At 72.3% G+C, this 26,086-nt stretch carries 28 protein-coding genes; 16 read left to right on the top strand and 12 right to left on the bottom strand.

Translation table 11 applies throughout. The annotated features are described in order from the left end of the window. Nucleotides 1–297: 297 nt before the first annotated feature. The 3 genes from BJ958_RS09940 to BJ958_RS09950 form a co-directional block, all read right to left on the bottom strand. Complete coding sequence (locus BJ958_RS09940) at nucleotides 298–1,272, bottom strand: zinc-binding dehydrogenase (protein ID WP_179726682.1); 975 nt, start codon at nucleotides 1,270–1,272, stop codon at nucleotides 298–300. A 21-nt stretch (nucleotides 1,273–1,293) separates the two neighbouring features. Further along, on the bottom strand, nucleotides 1,294–2,409 hold the full coding sequence (locus BJ958_RS09945) for an NAD(P)-dependent malic enzyme (protein ID WP_246319426.1): 1,116 nt from the start codon (nucleotides 2,407–2,409) through the stop codon (nucleotides 1,294–1,296). A gap of 130 nt (nucleotides 2,410–2,539) precedes the next feature. After that, on the bottom strand, nucleotides 2,540–2,863 hold the full coding sequence (locus BJ958_RS09950) for a S24 family peptidase (RefSeq protein ID WP_179726684.1): 324 nt from the start codon (nucleotides 2,861–2,863) through the stop codon (nucleotides 2,540–2,542). Nucleotides 2,864–2,921: 58 nt separating this feature from the next. On the opposite strand from BJ958_RS09950, the gene sodN reads away from it, so the two are divergent. From sodN to BJ958_RS09990, 8 genes are all read left to right on the top strand, one after another. After that, the gene (gene sodN, locus BJ958_RS09955) at nucleotides 2,922–3,347 is read left to right on the top strand and encodes a superoxide dismutase, Ni (protein ID WP_179726685.1); all 426 of its coding nucleotides are present in this window, start codon (nucleotides 2,922–2,924) and stop codon (nucleotides 3,345–3,347) included. A 213-nt stretch (nucleotides 3,348–3,560) separates the two neighbouring features. After that, nucleotides 3,561–4,403, top strand: coding sequence for a hypothetical protein (locus tag BJ958_RS09960; RefSeq protein WP_179726686.1), 843 nt, complete (start codon nucleotides 3,561–3,563; stop codon nucleotides 4,401–4,403). 206 nt (nucleotides 4,404–4,609) lie between these two features. Next, nucleotides 4,610–5,170 (top strand): hypothetical protein, encoded by a 561-nt coding sequence (locus BJ958_RS09965; protein WP_179726687.1) that lies wholly within the window; start codon nucleotides 4,610–4,612, stop codon nucleotides 5,168–5,170. A 174-nt stretch (nucleotides 5,171–5,344) separates the two neighbouring features. Beyond that, a complete protein-coding gene (locus BJ958_RS09970; RefSeq protein WP_179726688.1) occupies nucleotides 5,345–5,905 on the top strand; it encodes a hypothetical protein in 561 nt (186 codons plus the stop codon). Nucleotides 5,906–6,005: 100 nt separating this feature from the next. After that, the gene (locus tag BJ958_RS09975) at nucleotides 6,006–6,428 is read left to right on the top strand and encodes an ATP-binding protein (protein WP_179726689.1); all 423 of its coding nucleotides are present in this window, start codon (nucleotides 6,006–6,008) and stop codon (nucleotides 6,426–6,428) included. Then, entirely contained in the window at nucleotides 6,425–7,240 is an 816-nt protein-coding gene (locus tag BJ958_RS09980; protein ID WP_179726690.1) for an RNA polymerase sigma factor SigF, read from the top strand. The genes BJ958_RS09975 and BJ958_RS09980 overlap by 4 nt, the downstream gene beginning before the upstream one ends. Nucleotides 7,241–7,388: 148 nt before the next feature. Then, the gene (locus BJ958_RS09985) at nucleotides 7,389–8,168 is read left to right on the top strand and encodes a hypothetical protein (RefSeq protein ID WP_179726691.1); all 780 of its coding nucleotides are present in this window, start codon (nucleotides 7,389–7,391) and stop codon (nucleotides 8,166–8,168) included. Between the two features lie 182 nt (nucleotides 8,169–8,350). Next, nucleotides 8,351–9,349, top strand: coding sequence for an IS481 family transposase (locus BJ958_RS09990; RefSeq protein ID WP_179726692.1), 999 nt, complete (start codon nucleotides 8,351–8,353; stop codon nucleotides 9,347–9,349). On the opposite strand, the gene BJ958_RS09995 is transcribed toward BJ958_RS09990, so the two are convergent. Then, complete coding sequence (locus BJ958_RS09995; RefSeq protein ID WP_179726693.1) at nucleotides 9,346–9,747, bottom strand: hypothetical protein; 402 nt, start codon at nucleotides 9,745–9,747, stop codon at nucleotides 9,346–9,348. The two genes, BJ958_RS09990 and BJ958_RS09995, sit on opposite strands and share 4 nt — an antisense overlap. A 186-nt stretch (nucleotides 9,748–9,933) precedes the next feature. On the opposite strand from BJ958_RS09995, the gene BJ958_RS10000 reads away from it, so the two are divergent. Continuing rightward, on the top strand, nucleotides 9,934–10,188 hold the full coding sequence (locus BJ958_RS10000) for a WhiB family transcriptional regulator (RefSeq protein WP_038678054.1): 255 nt from the start codon (nucleotides 9,934–9,936) through the stop codon (nucleotides 10,186–10,188). Between the two features lie 54 nt (nucleotides 10,189–10,242). Here the strand turns inward: BJ958_RS10000 and BJ958_RS10005 are convergent, their stop codons facing one another. Then, entirely contained in the window at nucleotides 10,243–11,721 is a 1,479-nt protein-coding gene (locus BJ958_RS10005; RefSeq protein WP_179726694.1) for a histidine kinase N-terminal domain-containing protein, read from the bottom strand. A gap of 112 nt (nucleotides 11,722–11,833) precedes the next feature. Between BJ958_RS10005 and BJ958_RS10010 the strand changes: the two genes are divergently transcribed. From BJ958_RS10010 to BJ958_RS10020, 3 genes are read left to right on the top strand one after another with little or no spacing between them, the layout of a single operon-like run. Beyond that, the gene (locus BJ958_RS10010; protein ID WP_179726695.1) at nucleotides 11,834–12,691 is read left to right on the top strand and encodes a DUF2785 domain-containing protein; all 858 of its coding nucleotides are present in this window, start codon (nucleotides 11,834–11,836) and stop codon (nucleotides 12,689–12,691) included. Nucleotides 12,692–12,731: 40 nt separating this feature from the next. Then, the gene (locus tag BJ958_RS10015) at nucleotides 12,732–14,414 is read left to right on the top strand and encodes an acetolactate synthase (protein ID WP_343052630.1); all 1,683 of its coding nucleotides are present in this window, start codon (nucleotides 12,732–12,734) and stop codon (nucleotides 14,412–14,414) included. A 4-nt stretch (nucleotides 14,415–14,418) separates the two neighbouring features. After that, complete coding sequence (locus BJ958_RS10020; protein WP_179726696.1) at nucleotides 14,419–14,784, top strand: thioesterase, FlK family; 366 nt, start codon at nucleotides 14,419–14,421, stop codon at nucleotides 14,782–14,784. Nucleotides 14,785–14,798: 14 nt separating this feature from the next. On the opposite strand, the gene BJ958_RS10025 is transcribed toward BJ958_RS10020, so the two are convergent. Then, nucleotides 14,799–18,740: a beta strand repeat-containing protein gene (locus BJ958_RS10025; RefSeq protein WP_179726697.1), complete on the bottom strand. Its 3,942-nt coding sequence runs from the start codon at nucleotides 18,738–18,740 to the stop codon at nucleotides 14,799–14,801. A gap of 172 nt (nucleotides 18,741–18,912) precedes the next feature. On the opposite strand from BJ958_RS10025, the gene BJ958_RS29300 reads away from it, so the two are divergent. Then, entirely contained in the window at nucleotides 18,913–18,987 is a 75-nt protein-coding gene (locus BJ958_RS29300) for a 50S ribosomal protein bL37 (protein WP_370249596.1), read from the top strand. Between the two features lie 303 nt (nucleotides 18,988–19,290). On the opposite strand, the gene BJ958_RS10030 is transcribed toward BJ958_RS29300, so the two are convergent. From BJ958_RS10030 to BJ958_RS10050, 5 genes are all read right to left on the bottom strand, one after another. Continuing rightward, the gene (locus tag BJ958_RS10030) at nucleotides 19,291–20,118 is read right to left on the bottom strand and encodes an oxidoreductase (RefSeq protein ID WP_179726698.1); all 828 of its coding nucleotides are present in this window, start codon (nucleotides 20,116–20,118) and stop codon (nucleotides 19,291–19,293) included. Between the two features lie 25 nt (nucleotides 20,119–20,143). Beyond that, nucleotides 20,144–20,449, bottom strand: a complete 306-nt coding sequence (rsrA, locus tag BJ958_RS10035) for a mycothiol system anti-sigma-R factor (RefSeq protein ID WP_179726699.1) — start codon at nucleotides 20,447–20,449, stop codon at nucleotides 20,144–20,146. Next, on the bottom strand, nucleotides 20,449–21,111 hold the full coding sequence (locus tag BJ958_RS10040) for a sigma-70 family RNA polymerase sigma factor (RefSeq protein ID WP_379145775.1): 663 nt from the start codon (nucleotides 21,109–21,111) through the stop codon (nucleotides 20,449–20,451). The genes rsrA and BJ958_RS10040 overlap by 1 nt, the downstream gene beginning before the upstream one ends. A 97-nt stretch (nucleotides 21,112–21,208) precedes the next feature. Next, entirely contained in the window at nucleotides 21,209–21,871 is a 663-nt protein-coding gene (locus BJ958_RS10045) for an alpha/beta family hydrolase (protein WP_179726700.1), read from the bottom strand. Beyond that, nucleotides 21,868–22,668, bottom strand: coding sequence for an SOS response-associated peptidase (locus tag BJ958_RS10050; RefSeq protein ID WP_179726701.1), 801 nt, complete (start codon nucleotides 22,666–22,668; stop codon nucleotides 21,868–21,870). Before BJ958_RS10050 ends, BJ958_RS10045 begins: the two co-directional genes overlap by 4 nt. A 50-nt stretch (nucleotides 22,669–22,718) precedes the next feature. On the opposite strand from BJ958_RS10050, the gene BJ958_RS10055 reads away from it, so the two are divergent. The 3 genes from BJ958_RS10055 to rsgA are packed head-to-tail and all read left to right on the top strand — an operon-like array spanning nucleotide 22,719 to nucleotide 25,554. Continuing rightward, a complete protein-coding gene (locus tag BJ958_RS10055; protein WP_179726702.1) occupies nucleotides 22,719–23,231 on the top strand; it encodes a DoxX family protein in 513 nt (170 codons plus the stop codon). 13 nt (nucleotides 23,232–23,244) lie between these two features. Further along, complete coding sequence (aroA, locus tag BJ958_RS10060) at nucleotides 23,245–24,543, top strand: 3-phosphoshikimate 1-carboxyvinyltransferase (protein WP_179726703.1); 1,299 nt, start codon at nucleotides 23,245–23,247, stop codon at nucleotides 24,541–24,543. A gap of 9 nt (nucleotides 24,544–24,552) precedes the next feature. After that, nucleotides 24,553–25,554 (top strand): ribosome small subunit-dependent GTPase A, encoded by a 1,002-nt coding sequence (gene rsgA, locus BJ958_RS10065; RefSeq protein WP_179726704.1) that lies wholly within the window; start codon nucleotides 24,553–24,555, stop codon nucleotides 25,552–25,554. A gap of 20 nt (nucleotides 25,555–25,574) precedes the next feature. Here rsgA and BJ958_RS10070 read toward each other — a convergent pair whose 3' ends face one another. Further along, on the bottom strand, nucleotides 25,575–26,033 hold the full coding sequence (locus BJ958_RS10070) for a DUF2231 domain-containing protein (RefSeq protein WP_179726705.1): 459 nt from the start codon (nucleotides 26,031–26,033) through the stop codon (nucleotides 25,575–25,577). Nucleotides 26,034–26,086: the final 53 nt, after the last annotated feature.

Genomic DNA, 26,086 nt, shown 5'->3' on the forward strand with positions numbered 1-26,086 from the left:
CGGCTCGGGCTGGCCGTCGCTTCACAAGTACGACGAACCAGCCGTCACCAGATCGACATGGCGAACCGAGAAAATTCATCGGCCCACCCCGTCGGGCGCTGACAGGAGTCAATCGTCCACCACCGACAGTCATTCCCGCCAATGGTTAAAAACGGCTCACCAAACCCCACTGGTCACAAGTTTCACCGGCCGACCGGTGAAACTGGCGAACTTGGACGACAAAACTAGCGCTTGGACGACGATGCTTCATCGTCCAAGCACTAGTTTCACCGGCCGGCCGGTGAAACTCACCTCGCCTCAGCGCGTGAAGATGATCTTCCCGAACACGTCACCGCTCGCCATCGCAGCGAACCCGTCGCGGGCCTCGGTCATCGGCAGCACCCGGTCGATGACGGGGCGCAGGTCGGTGGCGTCGAGCATCGTCACCAGGGAGGCGAGCTCGTCGCGGGTGCCCATCGTCGAGCCGATGACGCTGAGCTGGAGGAAGAAGATCCGGGTCAGCTCGGCGTCGTCGAGGTTCGGCCCGGACGTCGTGCCGGAGATGACGATCTTGCCGCCCGGGCGCAGCGCCCGGATGGAGTGCGACCAGGTCGCGCGGCCGACGGTCTCCATCACCGCGTCGACCTTGACGGGCAGCCGGGCGCCGGACTCGTAGACCTCGTGGGCACCGAGCTCGAGCGCCTTGGCCCGCTTGGTCTCGTCGCGGCTGGTCGCCAGCACGCGCAGGCCACCGGCCCGGGCCAGCGCGATCAGGGCAGTGGCCACGCCGCCGCCCGCGCCCTGCACCAGCACGGTGTCGCCCGCCTTGAGGCCGCCCTGCGTGAACAGCATCCGGTACGCCGTCAGCCAGGCCGTCGGCAGGCAGGCCGCCTCCTCGAAGGACATCGACGCGGGCTTCGGCACGACGTTGCGCCGCGGCACGACCACCTTGTCGGCGAACGTCCCCTGGTGGCGCTCGGACAGCAGCGACCGGCGCGGGTCGAAGGTCTCGTCACCGGACCAGTCGGGGTCGGAGACCACGGCATGCACGACGACCTCCTTGCCGTCCTCGTCATACCCGGCCGCGTCGCAGCCCAGGATCATCGGCAGCGCCTCGGCCTTGAGCCCGACACCGCGCAGCGACCAGAGGTCGTGGTGGTTGAGCGAGGCGGCCTTGACGGTGACCGTGGTCCAGCCGTCGGGCGCGACCGGGTCGGGTCGCTCCCCCACGACGAGGCCCTTCAGCGGGTCGTCGGACGAGCTGGCGAAGGAGTCGGCGTAGACGGCGAACATGAGCCCGACGCTATCCGGGGATCAGATCCGGGCGACACCGTCTCGGCGTGCGGCGTCCGCCACAGCGGCGGCCACTGCAGGGCCGACCCGCGGGTCGAACGGCGACGGGATGACCAGGTCCTCGGACAGGTCGTCGCCCACCAGCGCGGCGAGCGCGTCGGCGGCGGCGACCTTCATGCCCTCGGTGATCGAGCTCGCGTGGACGTCGAAGGCGCCCCGGAAGATGCCCGGGAACGCCAGCACGTTGTTGATCTGGTTGGGGAAGTCCGAGCGGCCGGTGGCGACGACCCGCGCGTGGCGGTGCGCCACGTCGGGGTGCACCTCCGGGTTCGGGTTGGCCATCGCGAAGATGATCGCGTCGTCGGCCATGGTGGCCACGACCTCCTCGGGCACGGTGCCGCCGGAGACGCCGATGTAGACGTCGGCACCGTCGAACGCCTCGGCGAGCGTGCCGCGGCGACCGCACTGGTCGGCGGTGAGCTCGGCCAGCGCCTTCTTGGCCGAGGTCAGGTCGGTGCGGTCCGAGCTGACGACGCCCTTGCGGTCGGTGACCGCGATGTCCTTGATGCCGGCGGCGAGCAGGATCTTCGCGATCGCGACGCCCGCGGCGCCGGCGCCGGAGATGACCACGCGGGTCGACTCCGGGGTGCGGCCGGTCAGCCTGAGCGCGTTGACCAGCGCGGCCAGCGTCACCACGGCGGTGCCGTGCTGGTCGTCGTGGAACACCGGGATGTCGAGGGCCTCCTTGAGGCGGTCCTCGATCTCGAAGCAGCGCGGCGCCGAGATGTCCTCGAGGTTGATGCCGCCGAAGCTCGGCGCGAGCCGGACGACGGTCTCGATGATCTCCTCGACGTCCGTGGTCGCCAGGCAGATCGGGATGCCGTCGACGCCGCCGAACTGCTTGAACAGGACCGCCTTGCCCTCCATCACCGGCATCGCGGCGGCGGGGCCGATGTCGCCGAGGCCGAGCACCGCGGTGCCGTCGGTGACGATCGCGACGGTGTTGGGGACCCAGGTGTAGTGCCGGGTCAGCTCCGGGTCGGCGGCGATCGCCTCGCACACCTCGGCGACACCGGGGGTGTAGGCCAGCGAGAGCTGGTCGCGGGTGCTGACATCGGCCGTGGGTACGGTCGCCATCTTCCCGCCGAGGTGCAGATCGAAGACCGGCTCACCCGCGCGCGGGTGGGAGGGAAGAACGTCATCAGCCACGATCATCCATCCTTTCACACCGTCCGCCGGCACAGCGGACGTGTCCGGATGGGACAGGTCACAGCAGGCGGGGCCACGGCCACAACCGGACACGTACGACGCCCGCGACATCCTCGTCCGGCACGGCACCACGGTGCCGCGAGTCCACGCCCGCCTCGGCGTTGTCGCTGAGCAGCCACCACCCGCTCCCCCGGCGCTCGGCGACGCGCTTCACCGCGAGGGTCCCGTCCGCGAAGCGCGCGACGACGACGCGACCGGGGCGCACGCGCGCGCCGTACAGGACCAGGAGGCGCTGGCCGGGCTGCAGCGCCGGCCGCATCGAGTCGCCGCGGACGACCGCGATGCCGAGCCGGCGCCGACCTCCCGTTGCCGCGCGTTCCATGACGAGTAGTGTCGCAGCCAGCAAGTACCCACCCGCCTGAACCTCAGAGAGGACCGACATGTTCTCCCGTATCGCCGAGTCCATCCGCGCAGCCTTCGTGGCCCCCACCGTCGACGTCTCCGCCCACTGCGACCTGCCGTGCGGTGTCTACGACCCCGCCCAGGCCCGCATCGAGGCCGAGTCGATCAAGGCCGTCATCGCCAAGGCGCTCGACAGCGACGACCCGGACTTCCGCACCCGCGCCATCCTGATCAAGGAGCAGCGCTCGGAGCTCGTCAAGCACCACCTCTGGGTGCTGTGGACCGACTACTTCAAGCCCCCGCACTTCGAGGCGTACCCGCAGCTGCACACCCTGGTAAACGAGGCCACCAAGCTCGCGGGCGCCACCGGCACCAAGGGCACCCTCGACCCGGCCAAGGCCGACGAGCTGCTCGCCAAGATCGACGAGATCGCCGAGATCTTCTGGGCGACGAAGAAGGCCTGATCCTTTCGGACTAGTCCTTCCGGGCCACAGTGCCCAGGCCACACGGGCCGCACGTCCATTTCGGGCGTGCGGCCTGTGTTTTCGGTCCCGAAAACATCCCGCTTCCCCTAGCGTGACGGCGAGTCAGGCACGTCGTTGTCTGCACTGAAATCACCAACCGACCAGGGAGCACAGGGTCGGGGGGACCCACACCATCCGGAGGGAGAAGACGCGATGCATCGCGCCCTTTTCAAGATGTTCATCGGCCTGGCGGTTGCGCTCGGTCTGACCTTCACGACGGCGTCCGTCGCGTCGGCTGCGCCGGTCGCCGAGGCCGCCCCTGCTGCCGCGGCGCAGCTCGCCAGCTGCCCGGCTGAGGGCGCAGCGCTGACCAAGGCGTACAACAACTACGCCGCGGCCAACGCCTACGTCGCCGCCGCCGACGCCAAGGTCAAGAAGCTCAAGAAGAAGCTCAAGAAGGCCAAGAAGCACCACGCCCCGGCCAAGAAGATCAAGAAGCTCAAGAAGAAGCTCAAGAAGGCGAAGAAGGCCAAGCGCGCCGGCGTCGCCTACCGCAACCAGACGATCGCGAACTACAACGCCGCCTACTCGGCGTACGCCACCTGCCAGGGTCGCCCGGCCGCCATCCCGCCGGCCACGCCCGAGCTGCCCATCCAGGCGCTGTGCGACGCGGTTCCGCAGCTGCAGCAGCTGTGCGACCTCTTCCCGACCGTGCTGGACCCGCTGACGAGCACCTTCAACCAGCTCTGCGCCTCGGCTCCGGAGCAGCTGAAGGGTCTCTGCGACGCGTTCAACGCCGGCCTGGCCAACCCGACCGGTCTCGTCGACATCCTCAAGGCCACGCTGACCAACCTCGGCCTCGGTGCCGCGGTCGACGCCCTGGCGCCGGTTCTCGACGCACTGGACTCGGTCCTGGACCTGCTGGCCGGTGGCCTGCCGAGCCTCCCGGGCCTGCCGTCCGGCGGCCTGCCGAGCCTCCCGGGTCTCCCGGGTCTGCCCACGGGTGACACCAACCCGCTGTGCTCGCTCGGCCTCCCCCTGCCGGGGCTGTGCTGATCGCACCCAGCTGAACCAGTAGTCGCAGGACCCCGGGACGTACGTCCCGGGGTCCTGTGCTTCCCGGGCTCGACGAAGCTCCACCAAGGGGTCACCACGATGCCCTAGGGTGACCGGCGAGCCGGGCTGCCCATGCGCCCGGCGTACGCGACCGGACGTCGGGGAGGGAACCTGCGGCGGCCGGCCACACCAAGGGAGAGACCGGCATGCATCGTGCCCTGTTGAAGATGATCCTCGGCGTCGCCGTCGCGCTCGGCCTGACACTGGCCGCAGCGCCGGTGGCGCCGGCCGCCACCGCCGCCCCGGCCGTTGCCGAGCGCGCGCCGAGCTGCACCGTCCAGTACGCCGCCGCCCAGGGTGCCTACAACACCTGGGCCGCCGCCGACGCCAAGGCCGCGAAGCTCGCGAAGAAGGTCAAGAAGACCAGGAAGAAGGCCGCGAAGGCGCACGGTGCCACCGCGGTCCGACTGAAGAAGAAGCTCGCGAAGCTGAAGGCGCGCAAGCGCGCGGCGCGCGCGTTCCTCGCCCAGGCAACGTCCGCGGCAACGGCCACGGGCGCTGCGTACACCGCCTGCCAGCGCGGCCAGGGCACCCCCATCCCGAGCCAGGTGCCGGACGGCACCAGCCCGCTCGACTTCCTCGGCGAGGTCCTCGACGCGCTCGGCGTCGGCCTGCTGGTGGACCTGCTCGGCCTCGACACGGTCATCGACATGCTGGGCCTGCGCCCGCTCCTCGAGAGCCTCGGCCTGGGCGCGATCCTGGACTGATCGCCTCGCCCAGGGCCCCGGGACGCGACGGCGTCCCGGGGCCCCCGTGCGTCAGGCCTCACCAAAATGCCCTAGGGTGACCGCCGAGCCGGGCATCCCATGCGCCCGGCCGATTCTCGGCCGCCGCCATGGGGGGCGTGCGGCAGCCGACTTCACCTGAGGGAGAAAACCGGCATGAATCGTGCCCTGTCCAAGCTGATCCTCGGCCTCGCCGTCGCACTCGGCCTCACGCTGTCCGCCGCTCCGGTGGCCCCGGCCGCCCAGGCGGCACCGGCCGAGCGTGCCGTCAGCTGCACCGTCCAGCAGACCGCCGCCAAGGGCGCCCAGGCGAACTACGCCAACGCCGACGCCAAGGTCGCCAAGCTGAAGCACAAGATCACCAAGCTCAAGAAGAAGATCAAGAAGGCCAAGCGCCACCACCAGCGGGCCAAGGTGGCCAAGCTGCAGAAGAAGCTCTCGAACAAGCGGGCCAAGATCCGCCAGGCTCGCATCTTCCGCGCCAAGGCCGCCACGGTCGCCACGGCCACCAGCGCCGCCTTCACGGCCTGCCAGCAGGGCCAGGTCTCCCCGATCGTGATCCCGGACAACGCGAACCTGCTCGACCACGTCGGCGACCTGCTCGCCAGCATCGGGCTCGGCGACCTGGTCCGGACGCTCGGCCTCGACGCCGTGCTCGACCTGCTCGACCAGCTCGGCCTGCTCGACCTGCTCGGCCTCGGCGCCCTGCGCGGCTGAGCCCAGCACCACCGTCCGACGGCCGCGTCCTCCGGGGCGCGGCCGTTGGCGTAGGGTCGGTCCCGACCTGGTTCCCCAACGCCTACCCGGAGGATGCGGCATGTCGGAGACGAGCAGCCCTGCTGTCGGCGGTACGACGGCCGCCGGCCGACCGGACGAGGTCGAGCTGCGCCTGCCCGCCGACGGCGCCTACGCCTCGGTCCTGCGCACGCTGACCGCCGGTCTGGCCGCGCGCCTCGACTTCACCATGGACGACATCGAGGACCTGCGCATCGCCGTCTCCGAGGCGGCGGCGATGGTGCTCGACGAGGCCGACTCCGGCGCTGTCCTCGACTGCCGGTTCCGCCTCGGCACGAGCGAGCTGGAGCTGACCATCGCCGCCGACGCCCAGTCCCCCACTGCTCCCGACTACGAGAGCTTCGGCTGGCAGGTCCTCGCGACCCTCGCCGACGAGGCCGCGATCGACGCCGTCGCCGGACGCTACTCCGTGCGCCTCCTGGTGCGGTCGTCGCTGGCGTCATGACCACCGACCTGTCTCGGGGTGGCGGCGGGCGCGGGCCGACCAACATCGAGGTGACTCGCCAACGCAGCGCCGAGCTGTTCGTCGTGCTCCGTGACGAGGACGTCTCCCAGGCCGAGCGCGACGTCGCCCGCGACTCCCTCGTCCACCTGCACCTCCCCCTCGTCGAGCACTGCGCCCGCCGCTTCCGCAACCGCGGCGAGCCCTACGAGGACCTGGTCCAGGTCGGCACCATCGGCCTGATCAAGTCCGTCGACCGCTTCGACACCGAGCGCGGGGTCGAGTTCTCGACGTACGCGACGCCGACGATCATCGGTGAGATCAAGCGCTACTTCCGCGACAAGGGCTGGGCCATCCGGGTGCCCCGGCGGCTCCAGGAGCTGCGCATGCAGATCAGCGCGAGCACCGCTGAGCTCACCCAGTCCCTGGGGCGCTCGCCGACGGCGCGCGAGCTCGCCGACGCGATCGGCTGCTCGGTCGAGGAGATCGTCGAGGGCCTCGAGTCGAGCAACGCCTACTCCACGCTGTCCCTGGACGCCACCGACGACGACTCCGACGGCGGCAGCGGCCAGAGCATGCTCGACGCGATGGGCGTCGACGACGAGGCGCTCGAGCACGTCGAGATCCGCGAGTCGGTCAAGCCGCTGCTGGAGAACCTGCCGCCGCGGGAGAAGAAGATCCTGCTGCTGCGCTTCTTCAAGAACATGACCCAGTCGCAGATCGCCGAGGAGATCGGCGTCTCCCAGATGCACGTGTCGCGGCTGCTCAGCCGGACCCTCGCCCAGCTGCGCGAGTCGCTCGAGTCGGAGGTCTGAGCCTCCTGCGGACCAGCCTTCGGGAATCCGCGCACCAGGGACGTTTATCCCGGGCGACCTCGGGCAGTACCCCCTGCGTCTCACACGTCTCGACCGATTCCAGGGACCTCGTCCAGCACGGGTCGGTCCCTCCCGAAGGAGCTCCTCCATGCGCAGGCTCGTCTCCGCTGGCGTCATCGCGATCACCTCGCTCGCGCTCGCCACGCCCGCTCTGACGTCCACCGCCGCCGCGACCCCCGGCACCGCCGACACCGCCGTCGTGGCGGCGAAGGTCAAGGCCGGCAAGTTCAAGATCAAGAAGTCGGCCGACGGTGTGCAGCCCGGCATCAGCAAGCTGGTGCTCACCTCGAAGGGGCTCGCGGGCAAGGGCAAGGTCAAGTACACGATCACCGGCGACAACGGCGCGGTCCTCAAGGGCAAGGCCAAGGTCAAGAAGGGCAAGGCCAAGTACCTCGTCCCGGCGCTCGGCACCGGCCACTACAAGGTCAAGGCCAAGTTCAACGGCCGCAAGGGCAAGACCAAGTTCGAGGTCTACGACTCGGCGATGACGCTCAACACCACGGCGGTGGCCTGCTACCGCAGCGACTTCCGCTCGCCGTACACCAAGAAGAGCACCCAGCTGTCCGGCAGCGTCAGGTACAAGGGTGCCCCTGCGACGTCGGGCTACGTCGACGTCTACCAGAACGGCAACGCCGCCGGCGGCTCGTCGTCGCCCTACCTGCTGCGCTTCGCGAGCGTCAACCCGGCCAACGGCACCTTCACCTTCACCACCGGGTTCTGCTCCTCGATCATCAACGGCGGCACCGGCAGCGCCCTCAAGGCGGGCCTGCCCAACGGCCAGTACCAGTTCCAGGCGTACTACACCAAGGACGCCGGCTACGACGACTACTTCTCGTCGAACTACATCACGGTGACCGTTCAGGACTGAGCGCCCACCACGCAGCGACGGCCCGGTCCCCTCGGGGGCCGGGCCGTCGGCGTTCGCCGGCGCTAGTTGTGATGTCCAGGGAGGTTGTACCGCCCGGCACCGGTGAGCCTGTCTGACAGACGAAGGCCTCCGGTTGTGAAGTGGAGCTGTCTAGTTCAACGCTTCACTGACCGGAGGCCCTCGTGTCCCACGCTAACGCTGCCCTGACCCCGCGCGCCCGTTTGCGGCTCGCCCAGCTCGTCGTCGACCGCGGCTGGACCTACGCTGCAGCGGCCAAGATGTTCATGGTCGCCCCACGCACCGCGAAGAAGTGGGCCGACCGCTACCGCATCGAAGGCCCGGGCGGGATGGTCGACCGCAGTTCACGACCGAAGACGTGTCCGAACAGGACCAGGCCGGAGGTGGTGCGCCAGATCGTGCGACTGCGATGGCGCCAGCGACTCGGTCCGGTCCAGATCGCCGGCCAGCTCGGCATGCAGGCCTCGACCGTGCACGCCGTGCTCGTCCGCTGCCGGATCAACCGGCTCTCCCACATCGACCGCGTTACCGGGGAGCCGCTGCGACGCTACGAGCATCCGCACCCCGGCTCGCTGATCCACGTCGACGTCACCAAGTTCGGCAACATCCCCGACGGCGGCGGGCACAAGTTCCTCAGCCGCCAACAGAGTCGAGCCAACGGCATCGCGACAGCACTCCGCACAGGCGAACGCGGGAAGCACTATCGACCATTGATCGGGACCGCGTTCGTGCACACCGTCATCGACGACCACTCACGCATCGCCTACGCCGAGATCTGTACCGACGAGAAGGCCGCCACCGCGATCGGCGTCCTACAGCGTGCGGTGGCCTGGTTCGCCGATCACGGCGTCACCATCGAACGAGTCCTATCAGACAACGGCTCGGCCTACCGGTCCTACGCCTGGCGCGACGCGTGCGCTGAGCTCGCCATCAGCCACAAGCGGACCCGGCCCTACCGGCCCCAGACCAACGGGAAGATCGAGCGCTTCCACCGAACCCTCGCCGACGGATGGGCCTACGCCCGGCTCTATGAGTCAACCGAGCAACGCAACGCCGCGCTGCCCGCCTGGCTCCACTTCTACAATCACCACCGCGCCCACTCCGCCATTGGAGGCCGCCCACCGGTCACCCGGCTGACCAACCTCCCCGGACATCACAGCTAGTCGTCCTCGCCCGGGCGGCCCTCGAGGGCGGCGACCGTGTCCGGGTGGACGACGGCGGCCACGGCCACCAGGGCGAACGCGGCCAGCCCGAGCGCGGCCAGCACGTGCTCGCGCAGGTTCCAGGCGAGGCCGAGCACGATCAACTGGGTGATCAGCACCGGTCCGCGCGCCCAGCCGTGGCGACGCCACAGCGCCAGGGCGGCGCCGACCAGCACCACGCCGTACGCGGCGAAGAAGAGCGCGGTCGACAGGCCGAACCCGAGCCGCTCGGAGGACACGCTGGCCATCTCCAGGACCGCGAGGATGAGCAGTACCAGCGCCTGGACGGCGGCCAGCGAGGCGGCCACGGTCAGCTGCGGAGGTCGGTCGGACGGGTGGTCGAGGGGCCCTTCGGTCACCGCCGCAGCCTAGGCGGTGGGTGTCCACGATCCGGTTGTGACCCAACGAACCACCGGAATTGCTTGATTCGTGACGCAATCCTTGGAAACCTTGCCGGAGCGATCGTGAAGCCGTTCACTTTTGCGGCTTCACGTGTGCCCGGTCGAGGGCACCCCCGGTAGTGAAAGAAGAGGGCTTTCCCACCCATGGATTGGCGACACCGTTCCGCATGCCTCGACGAGGATCCGGAGCTGTTCTTCCCGATCGGCAACACCGGCCCGGCGATCCTCCAGATCGAGGAGGCCAAGGCTGTGTGCCGTCGCTGCGACGTGCGCGAGCAGTGTCTCGCGTGGGCGCTCGAGGCGGGACAGGACCACGGTGTCTGGGGAGGCCTGAGCGAGGACGAGCGCCGCGCGCTCAAGCGCCGCAACGCCCGCGCCCGGGTCCGCACCCCCGTCTGAGCACGTCTCGACACGTCCTCGGTCGGCGCCTCGCGCTGCTCGGCGACCTCGCCGTCACTCGACGGGGATGGTGAAGCCTGCCCGGGTGCCACCGCCGGGCGCCTGACCGAGCGTCAGGTGCCCGCCGAGCTCCGACTCGACGAGCGTGCGCACGATCGACAGGCCGAGGCTGGTCGCCGTGTCCAGGTCGAAGTCCTCCGGGAGCCCGCGGCCGTCGTCCTCGACGGCGACCTCGAGGACGGAGCCGTGCCGGGCGGCGTGGATCGCGATCTGGCCGGAGCCGCCGGCGTCGTACCCGTGCTCGGCGGCGTTCTGCATCAGCTCCATGACGACCATGGCCAGGGGCGTGGCGACCTCGGAGGCGAGCACGCCGAAGCTGCCCTCGCGGCGTACGCCGACCTGGGCGGTCGTGGAGCCGACGTCGACGACGAGGCGGGCGAGCCGGTCGGCGATGTCGTCGAACTCGACGGTCTCCTCGACGGCCTGGCTCAGGGTCTCGTGGACGATCGCGATCGAGCCGACCCGTCGGACGGCCTCCTCGAGCGCCGACGCGGCCTCCGGCGAGCCGATCCGGCGGGCCTGGAGGCGCAGCAGCGCGGCGACGGTCTGCAGGTTGTTCTTCACCCGGTGGTGGATCTCGCGGATCGTGGCGTCCTTGGTGACCAGCTCGCGGTCACGGCGGCGCAGGTCGGTGACGTCGCGCAGCAGGATGATCGCGCCGATGTGCTCGCCCTTGGGCCGCAACGGGATCGATCGCACGATCAGGGCGGCGCCGTCTCCGGGACCGCCGGACGCGCCGAGCTCGGTGTCGCGGTGCGCGCGGCCGCCGAGGACGGCGCTGAGCGTCTCCTCGTCGGGCCGCTTCTTCGGCGGCACCAGCTCACGGGTCAGGTCGGGCAGCCGGTGCCCGGTGAGGTCGCCGGTCAGGCCGAGCTTGCGGTACGTCGACAGCGCGTTCGGGCTCGCGTAGATCACCCGGCCCGCCGCGTCGACGCGCAGGAAGCCGTCGCCCACCCGCGGCGAGTCGGCGTGGTCGCTGCGCTGCGCGGTCGAGGGGAACAGGCCGGCGGCGATCATCTGGGACAGGTCCGTGGCGGCCTGGAGGTAGTTGATCTCCAGCAGGCTGGGGGTCCGCACCCCCAGCAGGTTGGTGTTGCGGCTGATCACCGCGATCACGTTGCCGGCGCGGCGCACCGGGATCGCCTCGACCCGCACCGGAACGTCGTCGCGCCACTCGGGGTCGCCCTCCCGGGCGATCCGGCCGAGCTCGTAGGCGGCGTCCACCAGCTGGCGGCGGCCGGTCGGCGCGAAGGTGCCGACGACGTCGTCGACGTACGCCGTCGGGCCGGTCGTCGGGCGCATCTGGTCGCCGGCCCAGAAGCCCGCCCCGCCGCGGTCGGGCAGCCAGAGCACCAGGTCGGCGAAGGACAGGTCGGCGATCACCTGCCAGTCGGCCTGGATCAGCTGGAGCCAGGCGATGTCCGCGTCGTCGAGGTCGGTGTGACGCCGGGCGATCGCGGACAGGGAGGGCACGGGATCCACTCTAGAGAGCGAGGATGCGTCCTCACTTAGGGTCCCTTCACATTGTTTGGCAGGATAGGCCCCGGGGGATCAAGGGCTCGGCTGCTCCGGAGGGTGTGGGTTGATGGTGTCGGTGGACTGGGCGCGCCTCCAGCAGGCCCTCCGCGACGGTGAGCGGCGACCTCCTGCCGACCACCCGATCGGCGACCTGACCGCCCAGCTGACGCAGATGCTCGGCGACCCGGACCCGCAGGTGCGCGACGGGATGGCCTACTCCTTCCTGGCGACGTGGATCGAGCACGGCGCGTACGACGACCTGCTGGCCGGCCTCGGCGACGGGATGTGCGCGGGGCTCAACAACGGGATCGGCGAGCGCGACACGGACTCGGTGTTCCGGCGCAGCTTCTCGGTGCTGCTGCTCGCCGAGTGCATCCAGCGTGACACCCGGATCCGCCGGCTGCCTCCCAGCAAGGTGCTGCACTGGGGCGACCGGATCGCGGCCTGGTACGTCCGCGAGCGCGACCTGCGCGGGTTCGTGCCCGGCAAGGGCTGGGCGCACGCCGCGGCCCACGGCGCCGACGCGCTGGCCGCGCTGGCCGCCTCCCGCCACTTCGGGATGACCGAGCTGACCGTGCTGCTGGACGTGATCGCCGACCGCGTGCTCAACCCCGACACGCCTCCCCTGGTCCACGGCGAGCCGGACCGGATCGCGCACGCGGTGATGGAGATCCTGCGTCGCGACCGGGTGCCGCTGAGCGTCCTCGAGCCGTGGGTGGTCCGCCTCGAGCAGGGCGCCCGGGCCAAGGCGCGCAGTGGCCGCGACCCCTACCGGGCGACCGGCAATGCGCAGGCGGTGCTGCGGGCGATCTACCTCCAGCTCACCATCTCGCCGCGCCACCCCGCGGTCCGTCCCGACCTGCTGCTCGCGCTGGTCGCCTCGCTGCGCCGCGTGCACCCGTACTTCCTCGACGACGTCGGCTGAGGTGGCTGACCGGGCGCCCGCCGCTGGCTAGTGTGCCCGGGTGACCTCCACTCCGCCGGACGAGACCCCGCTGACCGGCCACGCCGGCGAGATCGCCACCGCCGTCGCGCGCGCTCACGGCGTCGAGACGATGTTCACGCTCTCGGGCGCCCACGTGTTCCCGATGTACGACGGCGCGGTCCGCTCCCAGCAGGACGGCGGCACGCCCGTCCGGCTGGTCGACGTGCGCCACGAGCAGACGGCGGCGTTCGCGGCCGAGGCGACCGGCAAGCTGACCCGGGTGCCGGGGCTCGCGGTGCTGACCGCCGGCCCGGGGGTCACCAACGGCGTGAGCGCGCTGGCCCAGGCCCGGTTCGCCGGCTCCCCGATGGTGGTGGTCGGCGGCCGCGCGCCCAACAACCGCTGGGGCACCGGAGCGCTGCAGGAGATCGACCACCTGCCGATCGTCACGCCCGTCACGAAGCACGCCGCCACCTTGATGACGGCGAACGACGTGGCCGCTGGGTTCGACACGGCGTTCACCCAGGCCCGCTCGTCCCACCGCGGCCCGACGTACGTCGACGTGCCGATGGACGAGTTCTTCAACGCCGGAACCGGCCGCGCTCCCGTGATCGGGGACCACCGCGGCGCGGAGCCCGACAGCGACGCCGTGGCCCGGATCGCCGGCTTGGTCGCGCGGGCGCAGCGGCCGGTGCTCATCTTGGGCACCGACGTGTGGGCGGACCACGCCGAGGAGGCGGCGCTGCGCCTGGTCGAGGAGATGCGCCTGCCCGCGATCACCAACGGCATGGGCCGCGGCGTGGTCCCCGGCGGCCACCCGCTGCTGGTGACCAAGGCCCGCGGCGCCGCGATCAATGGCGCCGACCTCGTGGTGGTCGTCGGCACGCCGCTCGACTTCCGGCTGGGGTACGGCGTCTTCGGTGGAAAGGACGGCGCAGAACCCGCTGCCGTCGTCCACATCGCCGACTCCCCCGGCCAGGTGTCGGGCCACGCGACGCTCGCGGCATCGGTCAGCGGGGACCTGACGGCCGTGCTCGACGGGTTGCTGGAGGCGTTGGCCGGCGCCGGCCAACCGGACCGCTCCGACTGGCTCACCCTCCTCCAGGACACGGTCGCGGCGGCGAGCGCGAGGGACGCCGACCTGCTCGGCGCCGAGGCCGACCCGGTCCACCCGGCCCGGATCTACGGCGAGCTGGTCCCCCGGCTCGCCGACGACGCCGTGGTGATCGGCGACGGCGGCGACTTCGTGTCCTTCGCGGGCAAGTTCGTCGAGCCCAGGCGGCCCGGCTGCTGGCTGGACCCCGGCCCGTACGGCTGCCTGGGCGCCGGGCTCGGCGCCGCCGTGGCCGCCCGGATCGCCCGTCCCTCGTCGCAGGTCGTGCTGCTCCTCGGTGACGGTGCTGCCGGCTTCTCCCTGATGGACGTCGACACCCTGGTGCGCCACGACCTGCCCGTGGTGATGGTGATGGGCAACAACTCCGCATGGGGCCTGGAGAAGGGCCCGATGCAGATGCTCTACGGGTACGACGTCGCGGCCGACCTGGCCCCACGAACGGCGTACGACCAGGTGGTGTCCGCCCTCGGCGGCGCGGGTGAGACGGTCACCGACCCGCGCCAGATCGGGCCGGCGCTGGACCGGGCGTTCGCGGCCGACGTGCCGTACCTGGTCAACGTGATCACCGACGTCGACGCCGCGTACCCGCGCAGCACGTTCGGGATCTGACGCCGTGCGGTTCACCGTGACCGAGGCCGACACGGCGCTCGCGGTCGGGTCCGGCAGCCTGCCCGTCCTCGGCACGCCGCGGCTGCTGGCGTGGTGCGAGGCGGCGACCTGCGCGGCCGTCGAGGACGAGCTCGCCGCGGGCGAGACCAGCGTCGGCACCCGGGTCGAGCTCGAGCACCTCGCCGCCACCCCCGTCGGCGGCAGCATCGAGGTCACCGCCCGCCAGGTGTACGCCGACGGCCGGCTGCGCCGCTACGCCGTGTCCGCCCGCGAGGTCGGCCCCGAGGGCCGGCCCGGCAAGCTGGTCGGGTCGGGCGAGGTCACCCGCGTCGTCGTCGACGCCGCACGCTTCCTCGCCCGCCTGTCCTGACCGGCTGCGGGCGGTCAGGGTGTCGGCACCACCGCGTGCACCGACACCTGGAGCAGCGCACCGGTGCCCGAGGACGGCAGCCAGCTGGCTGACCCGGCGTAGTCGGCGCGGTAGCCGAGCCGCAGCGCGGTGAGCACCGTGCTCACCAGGGTCAGGTTGCAGGACGCCACGCCGTCGGCGTCGGTCACCGCACTGCACACCGTCAGGTTGGCCGCTCCCTTGAACACGACCATCTGCCCGGCGAGCGGCTGTGCCGGCAGGCCGCCGGTCAGGCGGGCCCGCAACGTGCCGGTGGCGAGCAGGGCGTTCGTGGTGACGACCGGCTCGGCGACGATCGTGCTGACGCCCTTGGTCACGCTGAGCTGGAAGGTGCGCCGCGCCCTGCTGACCGGGGCGCCGCCGTCGGCGACCTGGATCTCGACCGTCGCGGTGCCCGGGGCGCCGCTCGGCGTACCGCTGATCCGGCCGTCGGTGCCGAGGGTCAGGCCGGCGGGCAGCGAGCCCCCCGTCACGGTGAAGGTGTACGGCGCCGCGCCGCCGTCGGCCGTCACGAACGCCTCGTAGGCGCTGCCGACCGCGGCCTGCGGCAGGGAGGTGGTCGCGATGCCGACCTTCGGGGCGACCTCGACCACGACCTCGAGGGCGGCGTCGTCGCCGATGCCGTTGGTCGCCGTCACGGTCACCGGGTAGCTGCCGACCGCGCTCTCCGGCGCGGTGCCGTGCAGGGTGGCGGTGCCGTCGCTGTCGACGTCGAGGCTGATGCCCGGGGGCAGGTCGCCGACGATGCCCAGCGTCGGGGCCGGGTAGCCCCCACCGGCGAACTCGAAGCTCCCGGAGGCGTCCGCCACGAACCGCACGGCGGCGGGGCCGACGACGGAGGGTGCCTCCTCGACCACGATCCTCAGGTGGTCGACGGCGTCGTCGCCGACGCCGTTGGCGGCGGTGAGGGTGACGTCGTAGCTGCCGCCCGAGCCGGCGGCCGGCGTCCCGGTGATCGCGTCGCCGGCGAACGTGAGGCCGGCCGGGAGGCCGGTGGCCGTGACGACGGGGGCCGGGTAGCCGCTCGACGTGACGGGCAGGTCGACCGCGCTGCCGGCCCGCACGGTGGCGTCGTTGGCCGAGACGGCGGCCGCCTCCTCGATGCTCAGCGTGAACGGCCAGGTGGCGTCGGGGCCGGTGCCGTTGCTGCCGGTCACGGTGAGGTGGTGGACGCCGCCCGTGCCGGCTGCGGGTGTCCCGGCGAGGGTGCCCGTGCCACCGGCGCCCGGGGTGAAGGTGAGCCCGTCCGGCAGCGGGTCGGCGATCGCCAGGGTCGCGGCGGGGTGGCCGCCGGACTGGTGGAACTGGTCAGGGCCGCCGGCGGTGCCGACCCGGTAGGTCAGGCTGGTCGGGCCGGTGAGGACGGGCGCCTGGTGGACCTCGATGGTCACGCTCCCCTGGTCCGTGCCGGCCTCGTTGGTCGCGGTCACCGTCACGGGGAAGGAGCCGCCGGGACCGGTCGGGGTGCCGGTGAGGCTCGCCGTGCCGTCGTGGTGGTCGACCAGGCTCAGGCCGGCGGGCAGCGGTGCGGAGGTGATGACGGGCCGCGGGCTGCCGGCCGTCGAGGTGACCAGGACCTGGTCGACGGTACTTCCGACGGTGAGGTCGAGGGTGGCCGGTAGGTCGACCTGCGGGGCCACCTGCGCAGCCTCGACCGCGCCGATGTCGCAGCGGGCGCCCGCCCGGCGCGGCTCTCCGCGCTGGTCGACGGCACCGGGAGCGCACAGGATCACCGGGTCACCGGTGACGGCGCTGGTCAGTCCGGTGCTCGTCGAGGGGCTGATCGCGTCGAGCAGCGCGCTGCCCGGTCCGGGCACGCGGGTGGCGGTCGGGCCGCCGTGGTCGCCGAGCGGGCCGAGGTCGGTCGCGCCCGGGACGACCCCGCAGCCGGAGTCGCCGGCACCGGCGAGGTTGTGGCCGCCGGAGGTGAGCGCGAGGTTGCAGGCCTTCGGGGTGTTGCCGGCGAGCACCGAGCCCGCGATGCCGACGTCGGTCGTCGCGAACGTCGTGACGGCACCCGAGCCGCCCGCGGCCGCGGAGTTGCCGGTCAGCGTGGAGCCGGTGACGGTCAGCCTGTGCGCGCCGTTGAGCAGGGCGCCGGAGGTCGAGGTGGAGACGTTGTCGGCGATGGTCGAGGTGTCGATCAGCGTCGTGCTGGTCGCGCCGGAGGCCGGGGCGTAGGACACGACGGCCGAACCGCCGTGGGCGTGGTTGCCGCTCAGCGTGCTGCGGCGCACGGTCAGCTCGGCGGCGACCGCGGTCGTCGTGCCGCCGCCGGTGTAGATCGCGCCGCCGAGTCCGGTCGTGCTGCCCGAGGTCCACAGCGCCTGGTTGTCGGCCAGGGTCGAGTCGACGACGGTGGTCCGGCCCGAGCTGAACACGGCACCGCCGCCGAGGCTGGTCGCGACGTTGCCGCTGGCGACCACGTGGTCGAGGTCGGCACGCGCGTCGTTCGCGACGACGATGCCGCCACCGCCGGCGGCGGAGTTGTCGGCGAGGCGGGTCCGGGTCAGGTTCACCGTGGTGCGGGCGACGGCGACGATGCCACCGCCGGCGACGGCAGCGCTGTTGCCCGAGACGACGCTGTCGGTGAGCGAGGCGACCGGGGTGTCGCCCGTGCCCGTCGTACCGACGGCCAGCCCGCCGGCCTGGAAGGACGCGTCGTTGTCGGTGATCGCCGAGTCGCGCACCGTCAGGTTGCCGGCCGACCAGACGCCGGCGCCGCTCTGGGCGGTGTTGGCCGAGACCGTGCTGCCGTTGCGGATCGTGGTCGTGGTCGCGGCGGAGTAGACACCGCCACCGCCGGTGGGTGCACTGTTGCCGGTGACGTCGGTGTCGTCGAGGGCCAACGGGCCGACGGCGTAGACCCCTCCGCCGTAGTTCACGGTCGCGGTGTTGGCGGCGAGGGTGCTCCGGGTGACGGTGAGTGCGCCACCGGCGTAGAAGCCGCCGCCGACCATCGCGGTGTTGGTGCGTACGTCGGTGCCGGTGACCGTCGCCGCGGCCCCGTTGGCGAGTGCACCGCCGAAGGTCGCGGTGTTGGCGGTCAGGGTGCTGCCGGTGACCGACGTGGCTGCGTTGCTGCTGTAGATCGCGCCGCCGTAGCCGGTGTTGGCCGTCGGCGCCGCGGTGAGGACGGCGTTGTTGCGGAAGGTCGTGTTGCGCACCGTCAGCGGTCCGGCGCTGGCCACGCCGCCGCCGACGGTGACGCTGGCGAAGCCCGCACCGTCGGCCTTGTTGTTCTCGACGGTGACGCCGTCGAGCAGGAGGGAACCGGCCGCCGCGACGTAGGCGCCGCCGCCCCAGCCGGTGGCGTTGCCGGAGGTCGCGGTCGCCTTGTTGCCCGCGATGCGGCCGCCGTACATCTCGAGGGAGCCGGAGTAGACGTAGACGCCGGCACCCGCGATGGCGGTGCTGCTGGTGATCGCGACGTCGTAGGCCTTCACGGACGCGGTGACCACCGGCAGGGCACCGCCCGCGGCGTAGGTGCCGCCGGTCAGCGTCAGGTTGCGCAGCTCGACGTTGCCGCTGGTGTTGACGGCGAGCGCCCAGGTCGCGGAGCCGGTGCCGCCGCCCTGGAAGACGACGTTGGGACCGGTGCCGACGACCTTGACCTGCTTGGTCACGGCCGGGCGGTCCGTGTAGGTGCCGGGAGCGACGTTGACGGTGTCGCCGGCGGCCACGCCGGGCTTGGCCAGCACGCCGGTGAGCGTCGCGCAGGGGCTCGCGGCGCTCAGGCAGCTGCCGCTGTTGCTGCCGCCGGGTGCGACGAACCACGGTCCGGCGGCGCGTGCGGGCGACGCGGTGAGCACGCTGGCGAGGCCGGTGCCGAGGGCGAGCGTCACCAGCAACGAGGTGCGGCGGCGGCCCGGACGGGCGGCACGGGGCGCACGGTGGCGCGGAGCAGGAGCCGACATGGGTGAGCCTCGCGGGGTCCGGCCGAGATGGGGAGCAGTGCGGCGGAGCGTAGCACCGGCACGGCGCGGCGCACGGCCGAAATCGAGAACGCGTTCCTGCCCACTCCCGGGGCCGATTTTCGACAGCGCCCGCCGACCTGCGACACTGGACCGATCTATCCGAGGAGGAACCATGGGCAAGACCGGCCGCAAGCGCCGCGCGCGCCGCAAGAAGGGCGCGAACCACGGCAAGCGCCCCAACAGCTGAGCGCACGCATCCGCCGAACCCCCGACCGCCAGGTACGGGGGTTCGACGCTTTTTCACCGCCCCGCGGCGGTGCGAGCCTGCGAGCACCGGCGCGGACCGGGCGGGGAGGTCGAGTAGCGCCGCGGCTGAGCTTGCGAAGCCGCGAGGCGCGTATCGAGACCAGGCGAGGCGTCTCGATACGTCCTCGCCCAGGGGCTCGGACTACTCGACGACCTCAGGGGCGAGGCGTCTCGATACGCCGCTCGCTGGCGCTCGCAGCTGCTCGACGACCTCAGGGGTTCCTCGGGCTGCTCGGTGAGGGCCCTACTCCGGGCGCGGGAACTGCGAGCGCATGGCGAGGTCCCAGCCGCGGTCGCCCAGCACCTTGCGGGCCGCCATCGCGGCCGGCGCCGAGACCGTCACCGTGTAGCGCGCCTTGGGCCGGTCCTTGGTGAGCGCCTTCTCGATCACCTTCGCCACGGCCTCGGGCGGGCCGCCGAAGCGGGCCATCGGGCCGGCGTACGCCTGTGAGGTGGCGGCCTGGACCTGGGCGTTGAAGGCGGCGTACGGGCCCTCGCCCGTCGGCATGCCGGCGGCGACGGCCGCCTCGAAGTTGGTGGTGATCAGGCCCGGCTCGATGAGCACGACCTCGATGCCGAAGCCGGAGACCTCGAAGCGCAGGGCGTCGGAGAGTGCCTCCACGGCGTACTTGCTGGCGTGGTAGGCGCCACCACCGGGGAAGGTGAGCCTGCCGCCCATCGACCCGATGTTGACGATCCGGCCGGAGCGCTGGGTGCGCATCGTGGGCAGGACCAGCTGGGTGAGCCGCAGGAGACCGAAGACGTTGGTCTCGAACTGGCGGCGGACGTCGTCGACGTCGAGGGACTCGAGCGCGCCGGACTGGCTGTAGCCGGCGTTGTTGACGAGGGCGTCGATCCGGCCGGTGGCCTCGGTGAGGGCCGCCACGGCGGCGGTCATGGATGCCTCGTCGGTGACGTCGAGGGCGAGGGTGTGGCAGCCCGCGGCGGCCAGGTCCGCGAGCGTCTCGGGACGACGGGCGCTCGCCCAGACGTCCCAGCCGGCGCCCGCGAGGCGGGTGGCCGTCGCGGCGCCGATCCCGGAGGAGCAGCCGGTGATGAGCACGGTCTTCATGACCGGATCATCGCAGGGGTGCGGGTCAGCCCTCGGTGATGCGGACCTGGATCTGCTGGATCTGGATCCGGACACGCTCGCGCAGCTCGGCCGGCGCGGTCTCACCGCAGGAGCGGGCGACGACGGCCTTGACCGTTCGCTGGAGGTCGTAGCGCTCCAGACAGGGGCTGCAGGAGTCGATGTGGGCCCGGACCACGGCACAGTCGCCGGCCTCGAGCTCGTTGTCGATCAACCGCACGATGCGCTCGAGGAAGTCGGCGCACTCGGCGTTGCTCGGGTCGTCCGACACGTGCACGTGCTCGTGGCCCGCGTGCGGGGTGGGCTCGGACATCACTTGCCTCCCTCGAGGGGTGCGTCGCCGCCGGAGCGGACGTAGTCGGAGAGCATGTCGCGCAGCTGGCGCCGTCCGCGGTGGAGGCGGGACATCACGGTCCCGATCGGGGTGTCCATGATCTCGGCGATCTCCTTGTAGGCGAAGCCCTCGACATCGGCGAGGTAGACCGCGAGCCGGAACTCCTCGGGGAGCCGCTGCAGCGCGTCCTTCACCTGGCTGTCGGGGAGGTGCTCCAGCGCCTCCATCTCCGCCGACTTGAGCCCGCTCGACGTGTGCGACTCCGCGCGCGCGAGCTGCCAGTCCTCGACGTCCCCCGTGTCGCCGGCGAGCGCCTGCTGCGGCTGGCGCTGCTTCTTGCGGTAGGAGTTGATGAAGGTGTTGGTCAGGATCCGGTACAGCCAGGCCTTCAGGTTGGTGCCGGGCTTGAACTGGTGGAACGCGGAGAACGCCTTGGCGAAGGTCTCCTGGACCAGGTCCTCTGCATCGGCCGGGTTGCGGGTCATCCGCATCGCGGCACCGTAGAGCTGGTCGAGGAAGGGCAGGGCGTCACGCTCGAAGCGTGCGGCCCGCTCCTCAGGGGTCTCCGACGCGACGTCGACGATGTCCTCGGGGTGGGAGGCGTCGGCGTCCAGGGACGAAAGATCGGAAATCTCGGTCATCGCGTCCCAGACTACGGTGCTCCCGGTCCGGGGGCGCTCCAGCGTCGCGATCATGGAAGCCAGAACGCCACGGGTGCGGGACACATTCCCGCCCGCCTCAGCGGGCGCCGACGACCTCGCGCACGATCCACTCGAGCGTCGACTCGACGACGATGCCCATCGCCTCGGTCTCGGTGAGCGCTCCCCGCTTGGGCACGGCGAGGCCGTGGTCGGCTCCCGGCACGACCGCCAGGTCGGTGCGCCCGGGCAGCGGGTCGGGGAACTCCTCGGGCCGGCCGAACGGGTCCCGCTCCCCCTGCACGACCAGGGTCGGCACCCCGGCTCCCGCCAGCTCGTCGAGGCGGGAGCGCTCGGGCCTGCCCGGCGGGTGCAGCGGGAACGAGAGGGCCAGGCACCCGGCGGCGCCGAGCTCCTCGGCCGTGCGGCACGCCGAGCGCGCGCCCGCGGAGCGGCCGCCGACGACCAGCGGGGTCCGGGCGCGCAGCGCCTTGGCGGCAGCGCGCAGGCCCACGTCGAGGGTGGCGGGCGCGCTGGCGACCTTGCGGCCCGCGCGGCGCCAGGGCTGCTCGAACCGGGCGACGGTGATCCCCTGGCCCGGCAGCTGGGCTGCCAGCGCCTCGAGGTCGCGGGCGTCGATGCCCCCGCCCGCACCGTGGCTGACGAGCAGGGTGGCCAGGGGCTTGCGGGCGCGGCGCAGGACGAGCCGGCCCTCGCCGTACGGCGTCTCGACCAGGCGCTCGTCGCTCGTCGGGGTGGTCACAGCAGGGTCCCCTGTCCGTCGTCCTCGGGCTCGCCGGAGTCGGCGAACGGGATCGGCTCGACCAGCTCGGGACCGTTGTTGGCGACGTTGCCGACGGCCGTCGAGACGGGGTAGGCCGTCAGGCCCGTCTGCTGCGCGGGCCTCAGCTGCTGCAGCAGGGCAGGCAGGTCGCCCGCCGGGGTGCGCGGGTCGAGCCACTCGTGGCGCCGCTCCGGCTCGACGAGCAACGGCATGCGGTCGTGGATCCGGCCGAGGTCGTCGGTGGCCTCGGTGGTGAGGATGGTGCAGGTCCAGCGGAACCTGTCCTCGGCGTCCTCGGGCTTCGACGGGTCGCGCCAGATCTCGTAGAGCCCGGCCATCGCCAGGCTGGAGCCGTCGCCGGAGGTGATGAAGAAGGGCTGCTTCCTCGCCTTGCCCTTCGCGGTCTTCTGCTGGGTCTCGTACCACTCGAAGTAGCCGTCGGCCGGCACGATGCAGCGGCGGGCCGCGAACGCCTTGCGGAAGGCGGGCTTCTCGGCGACCGTCTCCATCCGCGCGTTGATCATCCGGCTGCCGATGCCGGCGTCCTTGGCCCACGACGGGACCAGGCCCCACCGCAGGGCGCGGAGCTGGCGGGTCGGCTCGTCGGCCCTGTGGCCGTCGGCGTCGCGGGAGGCGCGCTCCAGGACGGCGTACACCTCGTCGGTCGGTGCGACGTTCCAGGACGGCGGGATGGCGCGTTCGAGGCGCGGGTCGAGCACCTCGAACTCCTCCGCGAGGTCCTCCGGGCTCCGGCTGGAGGCGTAGCGGCCGCACATGGCCGTCAATCTATCGGTCTGGTCGGACAGGTCCGGGGTACCGAGCGGCCATGACCCTGAGCAGACTGATCGCCCGGCCGCTGCTGGCGTCGTACTTCCTCGCGAACGGCGCCCTGGACCTGCGTGAGGCTCCCGCGCTGGCCGCCCAGGCGGCGCCGGTGACCGAGACCCTCGCCCCGGCGCTGGACAACGCGACGCCGGACAGCGTGTCGGTCCCGCGCGACCCGGTGCTGTGGGTGCGGGCCAGCGGCGCGGCACAGGTCGTCGCCGGGCTGGCGCTGGCGACGGGGCACTTCCCGCGGCTGTCGGCCGCGGTGCTGGGCGGGACGCTGGTGCCCTCGACCGCGGCGCGGTACCGGTTCTGGGAGGCGACCGACAAGGAGCAGCGGCGCGAGCAGCTGGTCCACTTCGTGAAGAACACCGCCCTCGCCGGGGGGCTGCTCATCGCGGCCCTCGACACGGCCGGGAAGCCGGGGCTTGCCTGGCGGGCCCGGCACGCCACGCACGACGCCCGGCGCGAGGCAGCGCTGGTGGGCGCTCGGGTGAGGGCTCGGGTCTCCTAGACTCGGTCGGGAGATGACGACTCCCGCCACGCACGCCGACCCCTGGCCCGCGCCCACCACCACCGGGCCCCTCGACGCGACGGTGACGCTGCCGGGCAGCAAGTCGCTGACCAACCGGGCGCTCGTGCTCGCCGCGCTGGCGGACGGGCCCTCGGTCGTGCGCCGGGCGCTGCGCTCGCGCGACACCCTGCTGATGGCGCAGGCGCTGACCGCGCTGGGGGCACCGGTCGACACGTCCGGCGAGGACTGGACGGTGACACCGCTCGACGGTTCGGTGCCCGGCGACCGCGCGAGCGTGGACTGCGGCCTGGCCGGGACGGTGATGAGGTTCGTGCCGCCGGCCGCCGGGCTGGTGCGCGGCGAGGTCGCCTTCGACGGCGACGAGCACATGCGCAAGCGGCCCGTCGGTGAGATCCTCGCCGCCCTGCGCGGCCTCGGGATGGCGATCGACGACAGCGACGGTGCACTGCCGTTCACCGTGCACGGCACCGGATCGGTGCCGGGCGGGACGGTCGTGATCGACGCGTCGGCGTCGTCGCAGTTCGTGTCGGCCCTGCTGCTCGCGGGCGCACGGTTCGACGCGGGTGTCGACGTACGCCACGACGGCCAGCCGATCCCCTCGCTGCCCCACATCGAGATGACGATCGCCATGCTGCGCGACCGCGGTGTCGCGGTCGACGACGGCGACGCCGACCGCTGGGCAGTGGCGCCCGGACCGATCGCGGCCCACGACGAGGCGATCGAGCCCGACCTGTCCAACGCAGCGCCCTTCCTGGCGCTGGCCGCCGTCTCCGGCGGCACGGTGGTCGTGCGCGACTGGCCGACCGCGACCACGCAGGCGGGTGACGCGCTGCGCGACCTGCTGGCGCGGATGGGCTGCACGGTCTCGCGGGTCCCGGAGGGCCTGCAGGTGAGTGGTCCGGCCGACGGCTGGCGCGGGCTGCAGGGACTCGAGGCCGACCTGCACGACGTCGGCGAGCTCGCGCCCGCGATCGCCGCGCTCTGCGCACTCGCCCAGACCCCGTCCCAGCTCACCGGCATCGCCCACATCCGCGGTCACGAGACCGACCGGCTGACGGCGCTCGCCCGCGAGCTCGGTGCGCTCGGCGCCGACGTCGACGAGCACCCGGACGGGCTGTCCTTGCGACCGGCGAGGCTGTCGGGCGGGGTGTTCCACACCTACGCCGACCACCGGATGGCCCACGCCGGCGTCATCGTCGGCGCCGCCGTGCCCGGCGTCCTGGTCGAGAACGTCGCGACCACCAGCAAGACGTTCCCCGACTTCGCCGGCTTCTGGTCCGGGCTGTTCTGAGGTCGCCTGATGCCGCGGTACGACGAGCACGACGTCGAGCACTACGAGCGCCCGCGTCGTCGTACCCGGCCCCGGACCAAGGAGCGCCCGGCGCACGAGGACGCCGTCGAGGGCCTCGTCGTCACCGTCGACCGCGGCCGGTTCACGCTGCTCATCGACGACCGCACCGTGATGGCCATGAAGGCCCGCCCGCTGGGCCGCAAGGGCGTGGTCGTCGGCGACCGGGTCCGGGTGGTCGGGGACGTGTCCGGCGCCGACGGCTCGCTCGCACGGATCGTCGAGGTGCTCGAGCGCAGCAGCACGCTACGTCGTACGGCTGACGACGACGACCCGGTGGAGCGCGTCATCGTCGCCAACGTCACCCAGCTCGTCATCGTCACCGCCCTCGCCGACCCCGAGCCGCGGCCGCGGTGGATCGACCGGGCGCTGGTGGCGGCGTACGACGGCGGGATGGCGCCGCTGCTCTGCCTCACGAAGGCGGACCTGGAGGACCCCGAGACACTGCTGGCGACGTACCGCTCACTCGGGGTGCCGTGGGAGGTGACCCGCCGCGACGCCGACCGCACCATCATCGGCCTGGACGCGCTGCACGGCCGGCTGCGCGGCGAGACCAGCGTGCTGATCGGGCACAGCGGTGTGGGGAAGTCCACGCTCGTCAACGCGCTGGTCCCCGACGCGCGGCGCGAGACCGGGCACGTGAACGCGGTGACCGGTCAGGGCCGGCACACGTCGACGTCCGCACTCATGCTGCCGCTGGCCGACGGTGACGGCTGGATCATCGACACCCCCGGCATCCGCTCGTTCGGGCTCGCGCACGTCCAGCCCGAGCACCTGATCGAGGCGTTCCCCGACCTCGACGAGATGACCGAGGACTGCCCCCGCGGCTGCACCCACGGCGACGACGAGCCGGAGTGCGGGCTCGACGAGGCGGTCGCGGCCGGCGAGGCCGACCCCGAGCGGGTGGCGTCCTTCCGACGGCTGCTCGCCGCGCGCTCGGTCACCGACTACTGACCCGTCGAGGCCCGGGTGGATCACCCGTTGAAGCCGCCCCACACCGCCGTGGCGCCGGCGTCGCCGGTGAGGACGACGAGCACGATGACGGCGACCGCGCCGCCGGCGAGGAGCAGGCCGAGGAGCCAGCGCAGCGGGCCCTCCTCGGGGTGGAGCAGGCCGGAGACCAGGGCGACGGCGCTGAACCCGATCGAGGTCCACAGCAGCTTCAGCGCGAGGGCGTGGTGGTGGTCGATCCGGCGGGTGATCTCCGAGGGCGGGGTCGAGAAGAACTCGTTGGCGTTGCGGAAGCTGTTGCCCGAGACGAAGGCCAGCGCCACCGCTCCGATCGCGACCACGGCACCGACCACCAGTGGCCAGCGCAGGCGGTCGCGCCACGACGGCACGAGCGAGGCGAGGGCGAGGAGGGCCACGAGGGGCGCGAGCACCACGGCGGCGTGAACGGCGAGCGGGTGCAGCGGAAGGCCGTTGATCTCCATGGTTGAATCCTGCACGACCGCTGGTCACGGGAGCCGCACCCGCGCCGGTCGCA

The organism is Nocardioides kongjuensis (genome assembly GCF_013409625.1).
Taxonomy (GTDB): domain Bacteria; phylum Actinomycetota; class Actinomycetes; order Propionibacteriales; family Nocardioidaceae; genus Nocardioides; species Nocardioides kongjuensis.